Source organism: Phycicoccus sp. DTK01, from assembly GCF_017312765.1.
GTDB lineage: Bacteria > Actinomycetota > Actinomycetes > Actinomycetales > Dermatophilaceae > Phycicoccus > Phycicoccus jejuensis.
In genome coordinates this window covers 83,022-98,055 of record NZ_BOPU01000011.1, presented here as the reverse complement: position 1 = coordinate 98,055, position 15,034 = coordinate 83,022, and the positions used below count along the sequence as shown (strand labels likewise).

Annotated in this window: 15 protein-coding genes; all 15 read right to left on the bottom strand. The window is 71.5% G+C overall.

Going from position 1 to position 15,034, the window contains the following annotated elements; genetic code table 11:
* Positions 1 to 470: 470 nt before the first annotated feature.
* Positions 471 to 1,316, bottom strand: a complete 846-nt coding sequence (gene truA, locus J3473_RS17800) for a tRNA pseudouridine(38-40) synthase TruA (RefSeq protein ID WP_207025167.1) — start codon at positions 1,314 to 1,316, stop codon at positions 471 to 473.
* Positions 1,317 to 1,408: 92 nt separating this feature from the next.
* Positions 1,409 to 2,107: a 50S ribosomal protein L17 gene (gene rplQ / locus J3473_RS17795; RefSeq protein WP_207025161.1), complete on the bottom strand. Its 699-nt coding sequence runs from the start codon at positions 2,105 to 2,107 to the stop codon at positions 1,409 to 1,411.
* 38 nt (positions 2,108 to 2,145) lie between these two features.
* Positions 2,146 to 3,180 (bottom strand): DNA-directed RNA polymerase subunit alpha, encoded by a 1,035-nt coding sequence (locus tag J3473_RS17790; RefSeq protein WP_030526859.1) that lies wholly within the window; start codon positions 3,178 to 3,180, stop codon positions 2,146 to 2,148.
* A gap of 152 nt (positions 3,181 to 3,332) precedes the next feature.
* Positions 3,333 to 3,941, bottom strand: a complete 609-nt coding sequence (rpsD, locus tag J3473_RS17785) for a 30S ribosomal protein S4 (RefSeq protein ID WP_030526858.1) — start codon at positions 3,939 to 3,941, stop codon at positions 3,333 to 3,335.
* Between the two features lie 35 nt (positions 3,942 to 3,976).
* Positions 3,977 to 4,381 carry a 30S ribosomal protein S11 gene (gene rpsK, locus J3473_RS17780; protein ID WP_030526857.1) on the bottom strand — a complete coding sequence of 135 codons (405 nt, stop codon included), beginning with the start codon at positions 4,379 to 4,381 and terminating at the stop codon, positions 3,977 to 3,979.
* Between the two features lie 58 nt (positions 4,382 to 4,439).
* Positions 4,440 to 4,817, bottom strand: a complete 378-nt coding sequence (rpsM, locus tag J3473_RS17775; RefSeq protein ID WP_030526856.1) for a 30S ribosomal protein S13 — start codon at positions 4,815 to 4,817, stop codon at positions 4,440 to 4,442.
* A 214-nt stretch (positions 4,818 to 5,031) separates the two neighbouring features.
* Positions 5,032 to 5,145 carry a 50S ribosomal protein L36 gene (gene rpmJ / locus J3473_RS17770; protein WP_006592630.1) on the bottom strand — a complete coding sequence of 38 codons (114 nt, stop codon included), beginning with the start codon at positions 5,143 to 5,145 and terminating at the stop codon, positions 5,032 to 5,034.
* Between the two features lie 28 nt (positions 5,146 to 5,173).
* Positions 5,174 to 5,395 carry a translation initiation factor IF-1 gene (gene infA / locus J3473_RS17765; RefSeq protein WP_006946284.1) on the bottom strand — a complete coding sequence of 74 codons (222 nt, stop codon included), beginning with the start codon at positions 5,393 to 5,395 and terminating at the stop codon, positions 5,174 to 5,176.
* Between the two features lie 412 nt (positions 5,396 to 5,807).
* Positions 5,808 to 6,833: a methylmalonyl Co-A mutase-associated GTPase MeaB gene (gene meaB, locus J3473_RS17760; RefSeq protein ID WP_207025160.1), complete on the bottom strand. Its 1,026-nt coding sequence runs from the start codon at positions 6,831 to 6,833 to the stop codon at positions 5,808 to 5,810.
* A complete protein-coding gene (gene scpA / locus J3473_RS17755; RefSeq protein ID WP_207025159.1) occupies positions 6,830 to 8,998 on the bottom strand; it encodes a methylmalonyl-CoA mutase in 2,169 nt (722 codons plus the stop codon). Before scpA ends, meaB begins: the two co-directional genes overlap by 4 nt.
* On the bottom strand, positions 8,995 to 10,812 hold the full coding sequence (locus tag J3473_RS17750; RefSeq protein WP_207025158.1) for a methylmalonyl-CoA mutase family protein: 1,818 nt from the start codon (positions 10,810 to 10,812) through the stop codon (positions 8,995 to 8,997). Before J3473_RS17750 ends, scpA begins: the two co-directional genes overlap by 4 nt.
* A gap of 102 nt (positions 10,813 to 10,914) precedes the next feature.
* Positions 10,915 to 11,769, bottom strand: coding sequence for a type I methionyl aminopeptidase (gene map, locus J3473_RS17745; protein ID WP_207025157.1), 855 nt, complete (start codon positions 11,767 to 11,769; stop codon positions 10,915 to 10,917).
* Positions 11,770 to 11,888: 119 nt separating this feature from the next.
* Positions 11,889 to 12,830 (bottom strand): DUF559 domain-containing protein, encoded by a 942-nt coding sequence (locus tag J3473_RS17740; RefSeq protein ID WP_207025156.1) that lies wholly within the window; start codon positions 12,828 to 12,830, stop codon positions 11,889 to 11,891.
* 212 nt (positions 12,831 to 13,042) lie between these two features.
* The gene (locus J3473_RS17735; protein ID WP_207025166.1) at positions 13,043 to 13,603 is read right to left on the bottom strand and encodes an adenylate kinase; all 561 of its coding nucleotides are present in this window, start codon (positions 13,601 to 13,603) and stop codon (positions 13,043 to 13,045) included.
* Between the two features lie 64 nt (positions 13,604 to 13,667).
* Positions 13,668 to 14,981 (bottom strand): preprotein translocase subunit SecY, encoded by a 1,314-nt coding sequence (secY, locus tag J3473_RS17730; protein ID WP_207025155.1) that lies wholly within the window; start codon positions 14,979 to 14,981, stop codon positions 13,668 to 13,670.
* Positions 14,982 to 15,034 lie beyond the last annotated feature (53 nt).

Sequence of the window (15,034 nt, the reverse complement as noted above, 5' to 3'; positions counted from 1 at the left end):
GCGATGCGACGAGGTAAAAATTGGCATCGATTCTTGACACGCTGTTGAGTTCTCAAGGTCCGGACGCGCACCCACGATCTGTTCTGCGAACATCTCGCCGGGGCTGTTCCGTGTTGTCCCAGTCGCGCTGGGGCAACTATTCAAACTTACCCGCGTCCATGCTTGGGCGTCAAATCCGTGACCCGCTCTTGGAGCGGCCGGCGTTGATCGCGCTTGGATCTCTGCGGTGTGTCCCACACACTCTAGCACCCGTTCCGGGCCCTTCTCCACTCACCCCGGTCCGTGCGGACCTCGTGCGGGTGGAGCTGGTGGGAGCCAACCCCGGGACCGGCCTCCGCGAGGTCTCCCTGCGGTGTCCGTTCCTCCCTCTCGGGCTGACGTCGAGAACAGTAGATGACTCCTCGCGCAGAACACAAATCCGCTCCTCGGTCCCCGGCCGCCGGGGCGCTCCTCCAGGTCGTCCGTGCAGGTCAGCCGGCCTGACCCGGCAGCACCCGTACCGCGCGGGCCTCCTCCGCCCGCGCCGCGAGCCCGTCGTCGTCGGGGTAGGTGACCTCCTCGAGCGAGAGGCCGTGCGCCGGCATCACCTTCACCCGCGGGTCCCGCACCCCCGCGAGCAGCACCTCGCGCGGCCACGCCGCGTGGTGGCGCCCCTCCCCCACGGGCACGACCGCGCCCACGAGCGCCCGCACCATCGAGTGGCAGAACGCGTCGGCCACGACCGTCGCCTCCAGGACGCCGTCCGCCCCGCGCTCCCAGGCGTAGTGGAGCAGCGTGCGCACGGTGCTCGCCCCCTCCCTCCGCTTGCAGAACGCGGCGAAGTCGTGCAGCCCGACGAGCGAGCCGGCGGCGGCGTCCATCGCGGCCACGTCGAGCCGGTCGCGGACGAGCACGGTGTCGCGCCGCCGGAGCGGGTCCATCCCCCCGGGGTCGTCGCACACCCGGTAGCGGTAGCGCCGCTGCAGTGCGGAGAAGCGCGCGTCGAACCCCTCGGGCGCGACCCGGACGTGCTGCACGACGACGTCCGCCGGCAGCACTCCCCCGAGCCGGGTCCGCGCCGCCTCCTCCGGCGAGCGGTCCGAGCGCCCCGGCAGCCGCTCGAAGGCCTCCCGGTCGACGTCGGCGTGCACCACCTGCCCCCGCGCGTGCACCCCCGCGTCCGTCCGTCCCGCCACGGTGACGCGCACCGGCGCGTCGGCGCGCAGGACCGTGGTGAGCGCGGCCGACAGCTCCCCCTCGACGGTTCGCAGCCCCGGCTGCGCCGCCCATCCCGAGAAGTCGGTGCCGTCGTAGGCGAGGTCGATCCGCAGGCGCACCGTCACGCCGTCCAGCGTACGGGCGCCCGGGACACGACGAGGGCCGCCTCCCTCACGGGAGACGGCCCTCGTCGGTTAAGTCTTGGGGAGGCTCAGGCCTCGTCCTCGACCTGCTGCTTCGCGGCGCCACCGGCCGGCTCGAAGCCGGCGGCCTCGGCGGCCGCGGCGTCCTTGAACCAGAACTCGGCGACGGTCTGCTCGAACCACTGCGAGCCCTCGACGTGGTACTTGCCCGAGTCGGCGTTGCCCTTGACGGTGTAGCCCTCGGGGCCGGAGCCGTCCTCGTTGGCCGCGACGGCACCCTCGGGGAGCTCGGCCGCAGCGGTCTCCTCGGTGGTGGTCTCCCCGACGGGAGCCTCCTCGGCCTTCGCCGCGTCCTTGGCCGCACGCTTGGTGGCGGCCTCGGCCTCCTTGACGGTGGCCTTCTTGGCGACGGGCTCGCGGACGAGCTCGATGACCGCCATCGGGGCGTTGTCGCCCTTGCGCGGGCCGACCTTGGTGATGCGGGTGTAGCCGCCGTTGCGCTCCGCCATGTCGGGGGCGATCTCGACGAAGAGGCGGTGGACGACGCCCTTGTCGCGGACGACGGTCAGCACGCGACGGCGGGCCGAGAGGTCACCGCGCTTGGCGAAGGTGACGAGGCGCTCGGCGAGGGGGCGCAGGCGCTTGGCCTTGGCCTCCGTCGTCGTGATGCGGTCGTGCTCGAAGAGCGACGTCGCGAGGTTGGCGAGGATGAGCCGCTCGTGAGCGGGACCGCCTCCGAGACGGGGACCCTTGGTGGGGGTAGGCATTGCTGTTCTCCTTGAGTGACGTGCCGGGAGGCGTTAGGTCAGAGCTGCTCGTCCTCGGCGAACGCCGAGTCGTCCTCGCCCTCACCGAAGGTGAAGTCGTCATAGCGGTCGGCGATCATGCTCGGGTCGAACCCGGGGGGGCTGTCCTTGAGCGCCAGGCTCATGCCGGCGAGCTTGGCCTTGACCTCGTCGATCGACTTCGCACCGAAGTTGCGGATGTCGAGCAGGTCGGCCTCGCTGCGGCCCACGAGCTCACCCACGGTGTGGATGCCCTCGCGCTTGAGGCAGTTGTAGGACCGGACGGTGAGGTCGAGGTCCTCGATCGGCAGCGCGAGGTCGGCGGCCAGGGCGGCGTCGGTCGGCGACGGGCCCATGTCGATGCCCTCGGCCTCGACGTTGAGCTCACGGGCCAGGCCGAAGAGCTCGACGAGGGTCTTGCCCGCCGAGGCGAGCGCGTCGCGCGGGGCCATCGAGGACTTGGTCTCGACGTCGACCACGAGGCGGTCGAAGTCGGTGCGCTGCTCGACACGGGTGGCCTCGACCTTGTAGGTCACGGTGAGGACCGGGCTGTAGATGGAGTCGACCGGGATGCGGCCGATCTCCTGGTCGCCGGCCTTGTTCTGCACGGCGGAGACGTAGCCGCGGCCGCGCTCGACCGTCAGCTCCATCTCGACGGTGCCCTTGTCGTTGAGCGTCGCGATGTGCAGGTCGGGGTTGTGCACCTCGACACCGGCCGGCGGCGCGATGTCCGCGGCGGTGACGGCGCCCGCACCCTGCTTGCGCAGGTACATGACGACCGGCTCGTCGTGCTCCGAGGAGACGACGAGGCTCTTGACGTTGAGGATGATCTCGGTGACGTCCTCCTTGACCCCGGGGATCGTGGAGAACTCGTGGAGCACGCCGTCGATGCGGATGCTCGTGACCGCGGCACCCGGGATGCTCGAGAGCAGGGTGCGACGGAGGCTGTTGCCGAGCGTGTAGCCGAAGCCGGGCTCGAGGGGCTCGATGCTGAAACGGCTCCGGTACTCGGAGACGACGTCCTCGGAGAGGACGGGACGCTGTGCGATGAGCACGGTGGTTCTTCCTTCCCACGGGCGACCGCCATATGACGCCGCGTGAACGCCGGGCACCATCCCGGCACCCGCCCCGGCTCGGTCCCCGGGACGGGCTTCGTCCGCGGTCGCCGGCCCCTCGCGAGGAGGGGCCGGCAGCCGCGGACCTCAGGTCAGTTCTTCGAGTAGAACTCGACGATGAGCTGCTCGGTGAGCACCGTGTCGATCTGCGCACGGGTCGGCAGCGAGTGGATGAGGATCTGCAGCGAGCCCGGGACGACCTGCATCCAGGCCGGGGTCGGACGCTCGCCGAAGGTCTCGCGGGCGAGCTGGATCGGGAACGACTCCACCGACTGCTTGCGCACGGTGATGATGTCGAACTGCTCGACCCGGTAGCTCGGGACGTCGACGCGCACGCCGTTGACCTCGAAGTGGCCGTGCGTCACGAGCTGGCGCGCCTGACGACGGGTGCGGGCGAGGCCGGCACGGTAGACGACGTTGTCGAGACGGGACTCGAGGATCGTCAGGATGTTCTCGCCGGTCTTGCCGGGGCGGTTGGCCGCCTCCTTGTAGTACCGACGGAACTGCTTCTCCATGACCCCGTAGGTGAAGCGGGCCTTCTGCTTCTCCTGGAGCTGGGTCAGGTACTCCTTCTCCTGGATCCGGCGACGGCCGTGCTGGCCGGGCGGGAACGGGCGGAGGTCGAAGTTCTTGTCACCGCCGACGAGGTCGGTCTTCAGGCGACGCGACTTCTTGGTGATGGGACCGGTGTAACGGGCCATGTCTCTCTCTTACCTTTCGCGAAGTCTTGTGTCGCTCAGACGCGGCGGCGCTTGGGCGGACGGACGCCGTTGTGCGGCTGGGGGGTGACGTCCTGGATCGAGCCGACCTCGAGGCCGGCCGCGGTCAGGGAGCGGATGGCGGTCTCGCGACCGGACCCCGGGCCCTTGACGAAGACGTCCACCTTGCGCATCCCGTGCTCCATGGCACGGCGCGCAGCGGCCTCGGCGGCGGTCTGCGCGGCGAACGGCGTGGACTTGCGCGACCCCTTGAAGCCCACCTGGCCGGCGGAGGCCCAGGAGATGACGGCACCGGTGGGGTCGGTGATCGAGATGATCGTGTTGTTGAACGTGCTCTTGATGTGGGCCTGGCCCACGGCGACGTTCTTCTTCTCCTTGCGGCGCACCTTCTTGGCGCCGGTGTTGCGTCCCTTGGGAGGCATGTGTTTCTCCTACGAAGTCTTCGGAAGCGGTGGTGGCGTGACGCGCGTCAGGCGCAGGTCACTTACCGGCCTTCTTCTTGCCGGCCACGGTGCGCTTGGGGCCCTTGCGGGTCCGCGCGTTGGTCTTGGTCCGCTGGCCCCGGACGGGGAGGCCCCGGCGGTGACGCAGGCCCTCGTAGGACCCGATCTCGACCTTGCGGCGGATGTCCGCGGCGACCTCGCGCCGCAGGTCACCCTCGACCTTGAGGTTCTCCTCGATCCAGTCGCGGAGCTTGACCAGGTCGTCGTCACCGAGGTCCTTGACCCGGGTGTCGGCGGAGACGCCGGTGGCCGCGAGGGCCTTCTGCGCGCTGGTCTTCCCGACTCCGAAGATGTAGGTCAGTGCGACCTCGGCGCGCTTGTCGCGCGGGAGGTCGACGCCCATCAGACGTGCCATGTGGGGATGTTCCTTCTCGTGGTGTCCGGAGGTCTGGAGCAGCACCGGTCCGGCCATCCTGGTCCGGTCCCCGGCCTCCGGGCCGGGGGTGACGTCCCGCGTCCACCTGCCATCCAGGTGACCCGTCGGGGGTCGGGTGCTGCGTGCTTCTCTTCTGCGTGCTCGGATCGTCGACCCGTGCGGCCCTCGCGGGCGGTGGTGCGTCTGACTCGCGTCAGCCCTGGCGCTGCTTGTGGCGCAGGTTCTCGCAGATCACCATGACCCGGCCGTTGCGGCGGATCACCTTGCACTTGTCACAGATCTTCTTGACGCTCGGCTGAACCTTCATGTCGCCTTTGCTGTCTCGTCGATGTGTCTCAGCGGTAGCGGAAGACGATGCGGCCGCGAGTCAGGTCGTACGGGCTCAGCTCCACCACCACACGGTCCTCGGGGAGGATCCGGATGTAGTGCTGCCGCATCTTGCCGGAGATGTGCGCGAGCACCTTGTGACCGTTCGTGAGCTCAACCCGGAACATCGCGTTCGGGAGTGCCTCGACGATCGTGCCCTCGATCTCGATGACGCCGTCCTTCTTGGCCATACCCTCTCAATCCGCCGTTGGGCAGCCCTTCGTCAGGTCGGACCGCCCATGGAAATCGGCCCCGTGCTGCTTCGCAGGACGCACCATGCAGAACGCACACGTGACCGACGTTCAATGCTACGCGAGGAGGGGGCACATCACGAAATCCGCGGGGACGCCGTGGGAAGCCCGGAGACACGCCACCGGGCCGGCCGATGCAGGGGGGTGGCCGGCCCGGTGGGCTGTTCGAGTGGGCGTCCGGTGCAGGGGTGGACTCCCGTCTCCACGCCCCGGTGGACAGGGGCCTGGACTCGAGGTCCGGCGTCACCGGGGTGCGAGGACGACTCTTCCCTCTTTGTCAACGACCCACCAACCCCACGCGTCCCGCGTGCCTTTTCGGCCCCGCGGTCACGGACGACCGGCCGGGCCGCCATCAGCCGTTCGGACGAACCGTGGGCGGGTCCTCGGCGGCGCGCAGCTGCGCGGCGTACAGGGAGAGCACGCGGGCGGCGCCCTCGACCGCGCTCGTCGTCCCGGCACGCACGGCCTTTTCGATGGCCGCGCGCTCGGCCTGCACCGCCGGCGCGGACCGCACGCCGTCGGTCAGCTCGGCGTCGACGAGCGCCCACATCCAGTCCTGCTGCTGCTGCGCCCGGCGGGCGGCCAGCGAGTGCCGCTCCTCGAGGTGCGCGCGGTGCTCGAGCACCGCCTGCCACACCTCGTCCAGCCCCGCCCCGGTGAGGGCCGAGCAGGTGAGCACCGGGGGGCGGCGTACGTCTCGGCCCGGCATCATCAGGCGCATCGCACCCATGAGCTCGCGCGCCGCGGCCCGGGCCGGGAGCTCGCCGTCGCCGTCGGCCTTGTTGACCGCGATGACGTCGGCGAGCTCGAGAATGCCGCGCTTGATGCCCTGCAGCTGGTCGCCGGCGCGGGCGAGGGTGAGCAGGAGGAAGGTGTCGACCATCTCGGACACCGCGATCTCGTTCTGCCCCACCCCGACCGTCTCGACGACGACGACGTCGAAGCCCGCCGCCTCGAGCACGAGCATCGACTCGCGGGTGGCCCGGGCGACGCCGCCGAGGTGGCGGCCCGAGGGGCTCGGGCGCACGAACGCGTCGTCGGAGGCGGCCAGCCGCGCCATCCGCGTGCGGTCGCCGAGGATGGAGCCGCCGGTGCGCCGGGAGCTCGGGTCGACCGCGACGACCGCGACCCGGTGCCCCTGCTCGACGAGCCGCACGCCGAGGGCGTCGATGAACGTCGACTTGCCGGCGCCGGGGACCCCGCTGATGCCGACCCGGACCGCTCCCCCGGTGCGGTCCGCGAGGCGCCCGAGCAGCGCCCGGGCGCTCTCGCGGTGGTCCGGGCGCCGCGACTCGAGCAGGGTGATGGCCCGCGCCACGTGCTGGCGCGAGCCCTCCCGCACGCCGGCGACGAGGTCGTCGACGTCGACGGGCTTCACCCGAGCCGCTCGCGCAGCTCGTGGACGAGGGCGACGGCCGCCTTGCTGATGACGGTGCCCGGGGGGTAGATCGCGTCGGCGCCGGCCGCGCGCAGGGCCTCGTGGTCCTGGTCGGGGATGACGCCGCCGATGACGATCATCAGGTCGTCGCGGCCGAGGTCGTCCAGGGCGGCGCGCAGCGCCGGGACGAGGGTCAGGTGGCCGGCCGCGAGCGAGCTGACGCCGACGACGTGGACGTCGGCCTCGACGGCCTGCCGGGCGACCTCCTCCGGCGTCTGGAAGAGCGGGCCCACGTCGACGTCGAACCCGAGGTCGGCGAACGCGGTGGCGATGACCTTCTGGCCGCGGTCGTGGCCGTCCTGGCCCATCTTCGCGACGAGGATGCGCGGGCGGCGGCCCTGCTCCTCCTCGAACTCCTCGACGGCGGCCTGGGCCTCGCGGACGGTCGCGTCCTCCCCCGCCTCGGCGCTGTACACGCCCCCGATCGTACGGATCTGGGCGGTGTAGCGACCGAACGCCTCCTCCATCGCGAGCGACATCTCGCCGACCGTGGCCTTGGCACGGGCCGCCTCGATGGCGAGCGCCAGGAGGTTGGTCGCCATCGTCCCGTCGGAGCCGGCCCGGGCGGCCTCGGTCATCCGGGCGAGCGCGGCGCGGCAGACGTCCTCGTCGCGCTCGGCGCGCAGCCGCTCGAGCTTGGCGACCTGGCTGGCGCGCACGGCGGCGTTGTCGACCTTGAGCACCTCGATCGGCTCGTCCTCGTCGACGGGGTAGGTGTTGACGCCGATGACCGGCTGGTGCCCGGAGTCGATGCGCGCCTGGGTGCGGGCGGCCGCCTCCTCGATGCGCATCTTCGGGATGCCGGCCTCGATCGCCTTGGCCATCCCGCCGGCCGCCTCGACCTCCTCGATGTGCTGCCACGCGCGCTCGGCGAGGTCGCGGGTCAGCCGCTCGACGTAGGCCGAGCCGCCCCACGGGTCGATCGTGCGGGTCGTGCCGGACTCCTGCTGGAGCACGAGCTGGGTGTTGCGGGCGATCCGGGCCGAGAAGTCCGTCGGCAGCGCGATCGCCTCGTCGAGGGCGTTGGTGTGGAGAGACTGCGTGTGCCCCTGCGTCGCGGCCATCGCCTCGACGCAGGTGCGCACGACGTTGTTGAAGACGTCCTGCGCCGTGAGGCTCCAGCCGGAGGTCTGGCTGTGGGTGCGCAGGCTGAGCGACTTGGGGTTGGTCGCCCCCTGCTCGCGCACGAGCCGCGCCCAGAGCAGGCGCGCGGCCCGCATCTTCGCGACCTCCATGTAGAAGTTCATCCCGATCGCCCAGAAGAACGACAACCGGGGCGCGAACCGGTCGACCTCGAGGCCGACCGCCTGCCCCGCGCGCAGGTACTCGACGCCGTCGGCGAGGGTGTACGCGAGCTCGAGGTCCTGCGTCGCCCCGGCCTCCTGCATGTGGTACCCGGAGATCGAGATCGAGTTGAAGCGCGGCATCTCCTGGCTCGTGAAGGCGAAGATGTCGCTGATGATCCGCATCGAGGGCTCGGGCGGGTAGATGTAGGTGTTGCGGACCATGAACTCCTTGAGGATGTCGTTCTGGATGGTCCCGGTCAGCTGCTCCGCCTTCACCCCCTGCTCCTCCGCCGCGACGACGTAGAGCGCGAGGACCGGCACGACGGCGCCGTTCATCGTCATCGACACCGACATCCGGTCCAGCGGGATGCCGTCGAAGAGGGTGCGCATGTCGTAGATGGAGTCGATGGCGACGCCGGCCATCCCGACGTCGCCGGCGACGCGGGGGTGGTCGGAGTCGTAGCCGCGGTGGGTCGCGAGGTCGAACGCGACGCTCAGGCCCTTCTGGCCGGCGGCGAGGTTGCGCCGGTAGAACGCGTTCGACTCCTCGGCCGTGCTGAAGCCGGCGTACTGGCGGATGGTCCACGGCTGGGTCGTGTACATCGTCGGGTAGGGGCCGCGCAGGTACGGCGGGGCGCCGGGCACGGTGTCGAGGAAGTCGAGGCCCTCGAGGTCGTGCTCGGTGTAGAGCGGCGGGACCTCGATGCCCTCTGGGGTGGTCCAGGCGGGGGCGTCGGCCGGGGTCGCCGGGGCGGTGGCCCCGTCCGGCGGGGTCGCCGGGCCGAGGTCGAGGCCGGTGAAGTCGGGGACGGTCGTCATCGGGTCTCTCCCTCGGTCGGGGCGCCGAGCCGGTCGAGCAGGTCGGTGAGCAGGGCGACGACGTCCATGCCGTCGTACACCTCGCCGTCGACGAGGCCGGCGGCGTCGCCGAGCTCGCGGGCGCGGCCGGCGAGCAGGACGCGCTCGGCGCCGGCGGCCCGCAGCTCCGCGACGGCCTCGGCGCCGTGCGTGGCGTACTGCTCGCGGCTGCTCGCGAGGACGGCCACCGGGCCGACCTCGTCGGTGGCGGCGAGGCCGCCGGCCGCGAGGAGGTTGAGGACGAAGCCCTGCCGGGCGCCGAAGTCGCGCTGGGCGCCGAGCGTCCGGACGGTGACCTGCGGGGCGTCGAGCGTGCGGGCGCGGTCGCGCAGCGCCTCGAAGACGGCGGCGTCGCGGCGCGGGACGAAGGCGCCGTCGGACGTCGCGAGCCCGGCGCGGGGGCGCCGCTCGGGCGCGGTGTCGGCGAGGTTGGGGAACATCGAGACGCCGGTGATGGGACGGCGACGGGTGGCGAGGAGCGGGTCGCGCTCGGCCGTGGCGGCGTCGACCCACTCGCGCAGGAGCCCGTCGCGCAGGGCGGCGAGCACTCCCCCGGCGCGCTCGACCTCCTGGAAGCGGGCCCAGGCGCGCTCGGCCACCTCGTCGGTCAGCGACTCGAGGTACCACGAGCCGCCACCGGGGTCGGTGACCCGGCCGACGTTGGACTCGTCGGCGAGGAGGATCTGCGTGTTGCGGGCGAGCCTGCGCGAGAACCGTTCCGGGAGACCGGCCACCGTGTCGTGCGGCAGCACCGTGATGGCGTCGGCGCCGCCGATCGAGGCGCCGAAGGTCGCGAGGGTGTTGCGCAGGACGTTGACGAACGGGTCCTCGCGGGTGGCCATCCGCAGGCTCGTCACCGCGTGGGTGCGGGCGCCGCGGTCGGCCTCGGGCACACCGACCGCCTCGCCGATGCGCGCCCAGGTCCGGCGGAGCGCGCGCAGGACGGCGGCGGTGAGGAACTGGTCGGCGGTGGCGCTGACGCGGAACTCGATGTGCCGGAACGCTGTTGCCACGTCGATGCCGGCCTGCTCGAGGTGGCGCAGGTACTCGACGCCGGTCGCGAGGGCCACCGCGAGGGCGTCGACCTCGCTGGCCCCGGCGTCGTGCAGCACGCGCGCGTCGACGGTGACGGCGCGCCAGCCGTCGCGGCCGTCGAGCGCGGCGACGAAGCCGGCCATCGGCTCGAGGTCCGGGGCGGTGCCGGTGCGCAGGGCCGCGCCGACCGGGTCGAGGCCGAGGTTGCCGCCGACGGACCCACTGTCGCCGACGACGTCGAGCACCGCCCGGGCGGCGCCGGGCTGATCGGTGGCCGACGAGACGACGACCGGTGCGAGGTCGAGCCGGACGTCGGCCAGGACCTGGGCGAGGTCCGCGGGCGCGACGCCGTCGTCACCGACGTGCACCCACACCGAGGTGACGCCGTGCTCGAGGTCGTCGAGGACGCCCGTGCGGCTGCGCGTGACATCCGGGTCGTCGTGCAGCTGACGGACGTCCCACGGCAGGGTGGCCTCGCGCAGGGCGCGTCCGCGGGTGAAGGGCATCGCCCCGGGGACCCCGAGCGGGCGGTCCTCGCGGAGGTAGAGACCGGCCGTCGTGAGCCCGCCGTCGAGCGCCGTGACGAGCGCCGCCTCGGCTGCCTCCGGCTCGGTCCGCGCGTCGTCGGTCCGGCGCTTGTCCAGCACGTCCGCGACGAGCCGCTGCCAGTCCTCGCGCGTGCGGGGGTCGAACCCCTCGGCGAGCGGCAGGTGGCCCTGCGGAGGCGACGACGTCGTCATCGGGCACTCCTGGGGTCGGTGGTCTGCTCCACCTCCACCCTAGCCAGCGGCAGGGTCCGGCTCACCGAGACGTCGGTCACCCGGCGCCCGGTCCGAGCGCCGTCAGACGGGCGTGATGTCGGCGAAGGGGACGCCCAGCGCGGCGAGCCGCTCGCGGCCGCCGTCGAGGGCCGTGAGGACGCAGGTGCCGGCCGCCGTGACGGCGACGGAGTGCTCCCAGTGGGCGGCGCGCGAGCCGTCGCGGGTGACGACGGTCCACTCGTCCTCAAGCACCGTGTTGTCCTGGTCGCCGAGGGTCACCATCGGCTCGATGCAGATCGTCATCCCGTCGACGACGGACGGGCTGCGGCCGTCGACCCGGTAGTTCGGGACCTGCGGGTCCATGTGCATCGAGGTGCCGATGCCGTGGCCGACGTAGTCCTCGACGATGCCGTACTCGCGGCCGCGGGCGTCACCGGAGGTGGTCAGCGAGTCCTCGACGGCGGCGCCGACGTCGTAGAGCGGGCGGCCGACCCGCAGCGCGGCGATGCCGGCCCAGAGCGAGGTCTCGGTGTCGTCGCTCAGCTCGAGGTCCTCGGGGCGCCCGGCCTCGCGGCCGCCGACGACGAGGGTGAGCGCGGCGTCGCCGTTCCAGCCGTCGACCTCGGCGCCGCAGTCGACCGAGAGCAGGTCGCCGGCCTCGAGCACACGGCCGCGCGGGATGCCGTGGACGATCTCGTCGTTGACGCTCGTGCAGAGCGTGTGGCGGTAGCCGGGGACGAGCTGGAAGTTGGGGATGCCCCCGTGGTCGCGGATGTGCGCCTCGGCGAGGGCGTCGAGGTCGAGCGTCGTCATCCCCGGGCGGACCTGCGCGCTGACGAGCTCGAGGGTGCGGGCGACGAGCAGGCCGGCCGTCCGCATCTTCGCGAGCTGCTCCGGGGTCTTGCCCTCGACGCGGTCACGGCTGAACAAACCCATGGCGCGAACCCTACCCGCGCCCCGCCGCACCCCCGGAATCGCGCACCTCCACCCGTCGAGTGAACAGAACACGCCGTCGGCACCCCGCCTCGGACGGCGTGTTCTGTTCACTCGACGGGTCAGATGGCCAGACCGCGCGGGTCGAGCCCGAGAGCGCGGGCGAAGCGCAGGAGGCACGCCGCGCGTCGCCCGCCCACCTGGACGTCCTCCGCCCAGATCTCCAGCACCGACCACCCCTCGTCCTCGAGCGCCGCACGACGGGAGGCGTCCATGCTCCGACGCCGCCTGCTCGCGTGGTCCGCCCCCTGGTACTCGCCGACGACCCGGGACTCCCGCCACACGAGGTCTCCCTCGGCCAACCACTCCCCGGCCCGGTCGACGATGTCGGCGTTGACCTCCGGCTCCGGGAAGCCGGCCCGCGCGAACATCAGGCGGGCGCGGCTCTCCATCGGAGACCTGACCCCCGGCCTCACGTCCTCGAGCGCCTGCAGCAGCATCACCTTCCCGCGCGGGCGCACCCGCTGCTCCAGTGGCTGCCGCAGCATCCACTGCGCGTCCCTGGTCCCGGTCGTCACCGACGCCACGACGGCGTCGCCCGCCACGACCAGGTCGTCCACGGTGAGGTGCCGCCGACCCATCTCACCGAGGTCGCACCACGTCTCTTCCGGCGCCACCACCGTCACCCCGTGCACGACCGCGAGGCGTCTGGACTCCAGGCCACGGTGGCCGAGGCAGCCACGACGTCGCGCCTGTCCGTCAGCAGTGGGAGCCATGACGTGCAGCGGGCCTTCGAGGGCCAGGGCTTCGAGACGTGACGGCAGCGGGATGCCGAGAAGGGCCGCGGCCGTGACGTGGGAGTAGGCACGGTCGCTCGGCAGTCCGACGGCGAACGCCGCAGCCCGGTCGACGAGACCGACGGGCACCGCCCGCGCGTGGACACCACGAGTGGGATGCACGAGGTCGCCCCGCCGCAGGCGCGCCGGCGTGACTCCGGCCTCACGCGCGGCCGCGGTGCTGAACGGACCACCCACGAGGGCGGCAGGCAAGGTCGCGGGCTCCATGCCCGGAGGGTGCCGAAATCCGGCGGCGCGACCGCGAACTTCTCCACAGCATCCCGTCGAGTGAACAGAACACGCCGTCTGCACATGGGCTCGGACGGCGTGTTCTGTTCACTCGACGGGTGGAAGGGGGCGGGGGGGGGGGGGGGCAACGCAGGAGCCCCCGCGGCTCCGGGGTGGTTCCGGGTGCCGCGGGAGCTCCTACGTGAGGGGGGTCAGGCGAGGGCGGAGGTGATCCGCTCCGTCACCGCGTCGACCTCGCCGTCGCCGTCGACCTCGACGAGGAGGCCACGCTCCCGGTAGGTGTCGGACAGCGGCTTGGTCTCGCGGTGGTAGATGGCCATCCGCTCGCGGATGACCTCCTCGGTGTCGTCGGCGCGACCCTCGATCTCGGCGCGCTTGAGGAGCCGGCCCACGACGACGTCGTCGTCGACGGTCAGCTCGAGCACGCGGTCGAGGGAGCCGCCGGACGCGCCGAGCATCCCGTCGAGGGCCTCGACCTGGGCGAGGGTGCGCGGGTAGCCGTCGAGCAGGAAGCCCCGTGCGCAGTCGTCCTGGCCGAGGCGGTCCTCGACGATGGCGTTGGTGATCTCGTCCGAGACGTAGCCGCCGGCGGCGAGGATCGCCTTGACCTGCTGCCCGAGCTCGGTCTCGTTCTTGATGTTGGCGCGGAAGATGTCGCCGGTGGAGATGGCGGGGATGCCGAAGTGCTCGGCGATGCGGGAGGCCTGCGTGCCCTTACCGGCACCGGGCGGACCCAGGATGATCAGGCGCATCATGACGGGGACCCCGCGAAGTATCGGGGGGAGCGGAGCGGAGGGAGAACTTCGTGGGGTGTCATCAACGGAGGAACCCTTCGTAGTGACGCTGCTGCAGCTGGGCCTCGATCTGCTTCACGGTCTCGAGTCCGACACCGACGATGATGAGGATCGACGTGCCACCGAACGGGAAGTTCTGGTTGGCGTTGACGAGGACCAGCGCGACGAGCGGGAGGAGCGAGATGAGCGCGAGGTAGATCGCGCCGGGCACGGTGATCCGGGTCAGGACGTAGTTGAGGTACTCGGCCGTGGGTCGCCCGGCACGGATACCCGGGATGAAGCCGCCGTACTTCTTCATGTTGTCGGCGACCTCGGTGGGGTTGAACGTGATCGACACGTAGAAGAACGTGAAGAACAGGATGAGCGCGGTGTAGAGCGCCATGTAGATGGGGTGGTCGCCGCGGGTCAGGTAGCTCTGGATCCAGTCGACCCAGCCCGGGTTGACGCCGTTGGGGCCCTGGTTGAACTGCGCGACGAGCGTGGGCAGCGTCAGCAGCGAGCTCGCGAAGATGACCGGGATGACGCCGGCCATGTTGACCTTGAGCGGGATGTACGTCGAGGTGCCGCCGTAGACGCGCCGCCCGACCATCCGCTTGGCGTACTGCACCGGGATGCGCCGCTGGCTCTGCTCCACGAAGACGACGAGGGCGATGACGACCAGGCCCAGGAGGATGACGAGGAGGAAGACGCCCCAGCCGCTGCGCTGCTGGATGTCCCACAGCGAGGTCGGGAACTGCGCGGCGATCGAGGTGAAGATGAGGAGCGACATGCCGTTGCCGACGCCCTTGTCGGTGACGAGCTCGCCCATCCACATGATGACGCCGGTCCCGGCGGTCATCGTGAGGACCATGATGAGGATCGTCACGACCGAGCTGTCGGACAGGATGTTCGTGCACGACGGGTTGTTGAACAGCGTCTGCGGGTTCTGCGCGAAGGTGATGAGCGTCGAGCTCTGGAGGATCGCGAGACCGATCGTCAGGTAGCGCGTGTACTGCGTCATCTTCGTCTGCCCGGCCTGGCCCTCCTTCTTGAGGGCCTCGAACCGCGGGATGACCACCGTCAGCAGCTGGATGATGATGCTCGCCGTGATGTACGGCATGATCCCCAGCGCGAAGATCGACAGCTGGAGGAGCGCTCCCCCGCTGAAGAGGTTGATCAGCCCGAGCAGCTGGTTTCTGTTGTCGGCGCCGGCGATGCAGCGCTGGACGAGCGGGTAGCTGACCCCGGGGGTCGGCACGTGCGAGCCGAGCCGGAAGAGCACGATGATGAACAGCGTGAACAGCAGCTTCCTGCGCAGGTCGGGCGTCTTGAACGCGCGGCCGAAGGCGGTGAGCACAGGGTCCTCCGTAGGTGGCGGCCGGAAGGTGGTGGCCGCGTCGGTCAGCGATC

Excerpts from the sequence above, each read along its gene's own strand:
- rplQ (WP_207025161.1), bottom strand. The coding sequence starts at position 2,107 with ATGCCTACCCCCACCAAGGGTCCCCGTCTCGGAGGCGGTCCCGCTCAC.
- rpsD (WP_030526858.1), bottom strand. The coding sequence starts at position 3,941 with ATGGCCCGTTACACCGGTCCCATCACCAAGAAGTCGCGTCGCCTGAAG.
- rpsK (WP_030526857.1), bottom strand. The coding sequence starts at position 4,381 with ATGCCTCCCAAGGGACGCAACACCGGCGCCAAGAAGGTGCGCCGCAAG.
- rpsM (WP_030526856.1), bottom strand. The coding sequence starts at position 4,817 with ATGGCACGTCTGATGGGCGTCGACCTCCCGCGCGACAAGCGCGCCGAG.
- rpmJ (WP_006592630.1), bottom strand. The coding sequence starts at position 5,145 with ATGAAGGTTCAGCCGAGCGTCAAGAAGATCTGTGACAAGTGCAAGGTG.
- infA (WP_006946284.1), bottom strand. The coding sequence starts at position 5,395 with ATGGCCAAGAAGGACGGCGTCATCGAGATCGAGGGCACGATCGTCGAG.
- scpA (WP_207025159.1), bottom strand. The coding sequence starts at position 8,998 with ATGACGACCGTCCCCGACTTCACCGGCCTCGACCTCGGCCCGGCGACC.
- J3473_RS17750 (WP_207025158.1), bottom strand. The coding sequence starts at position 10,812 with ATGACGACGTCGTCGCCTCCGCAGGGCCACCTGCCGCTCGCCGAGGGG.
- map (WP_207025157.1), bottom strand. The coding sequence starts at position 11,769 with ATGGGTTTGTTCAGCCGTGACCGCGTCGAGGGCAAGACCCCGGAGCAG.
- J3473_RS17740 (WP_207025156.1), bottom strand. The coding sequence starts at position 12,830 with ATGGAGCCCGCGACCTTGCCTGCCGCCCTCGTGGGTGGTCCGTTCAGC.
- J3473_RS17735 (WP_207025166.1), bottom strand. The coding sequence starts at position 13,603 with ATGCGCCTGATCATCCTGGGTCCGCCCGGTGCCGGTAAGGGCACGCAG.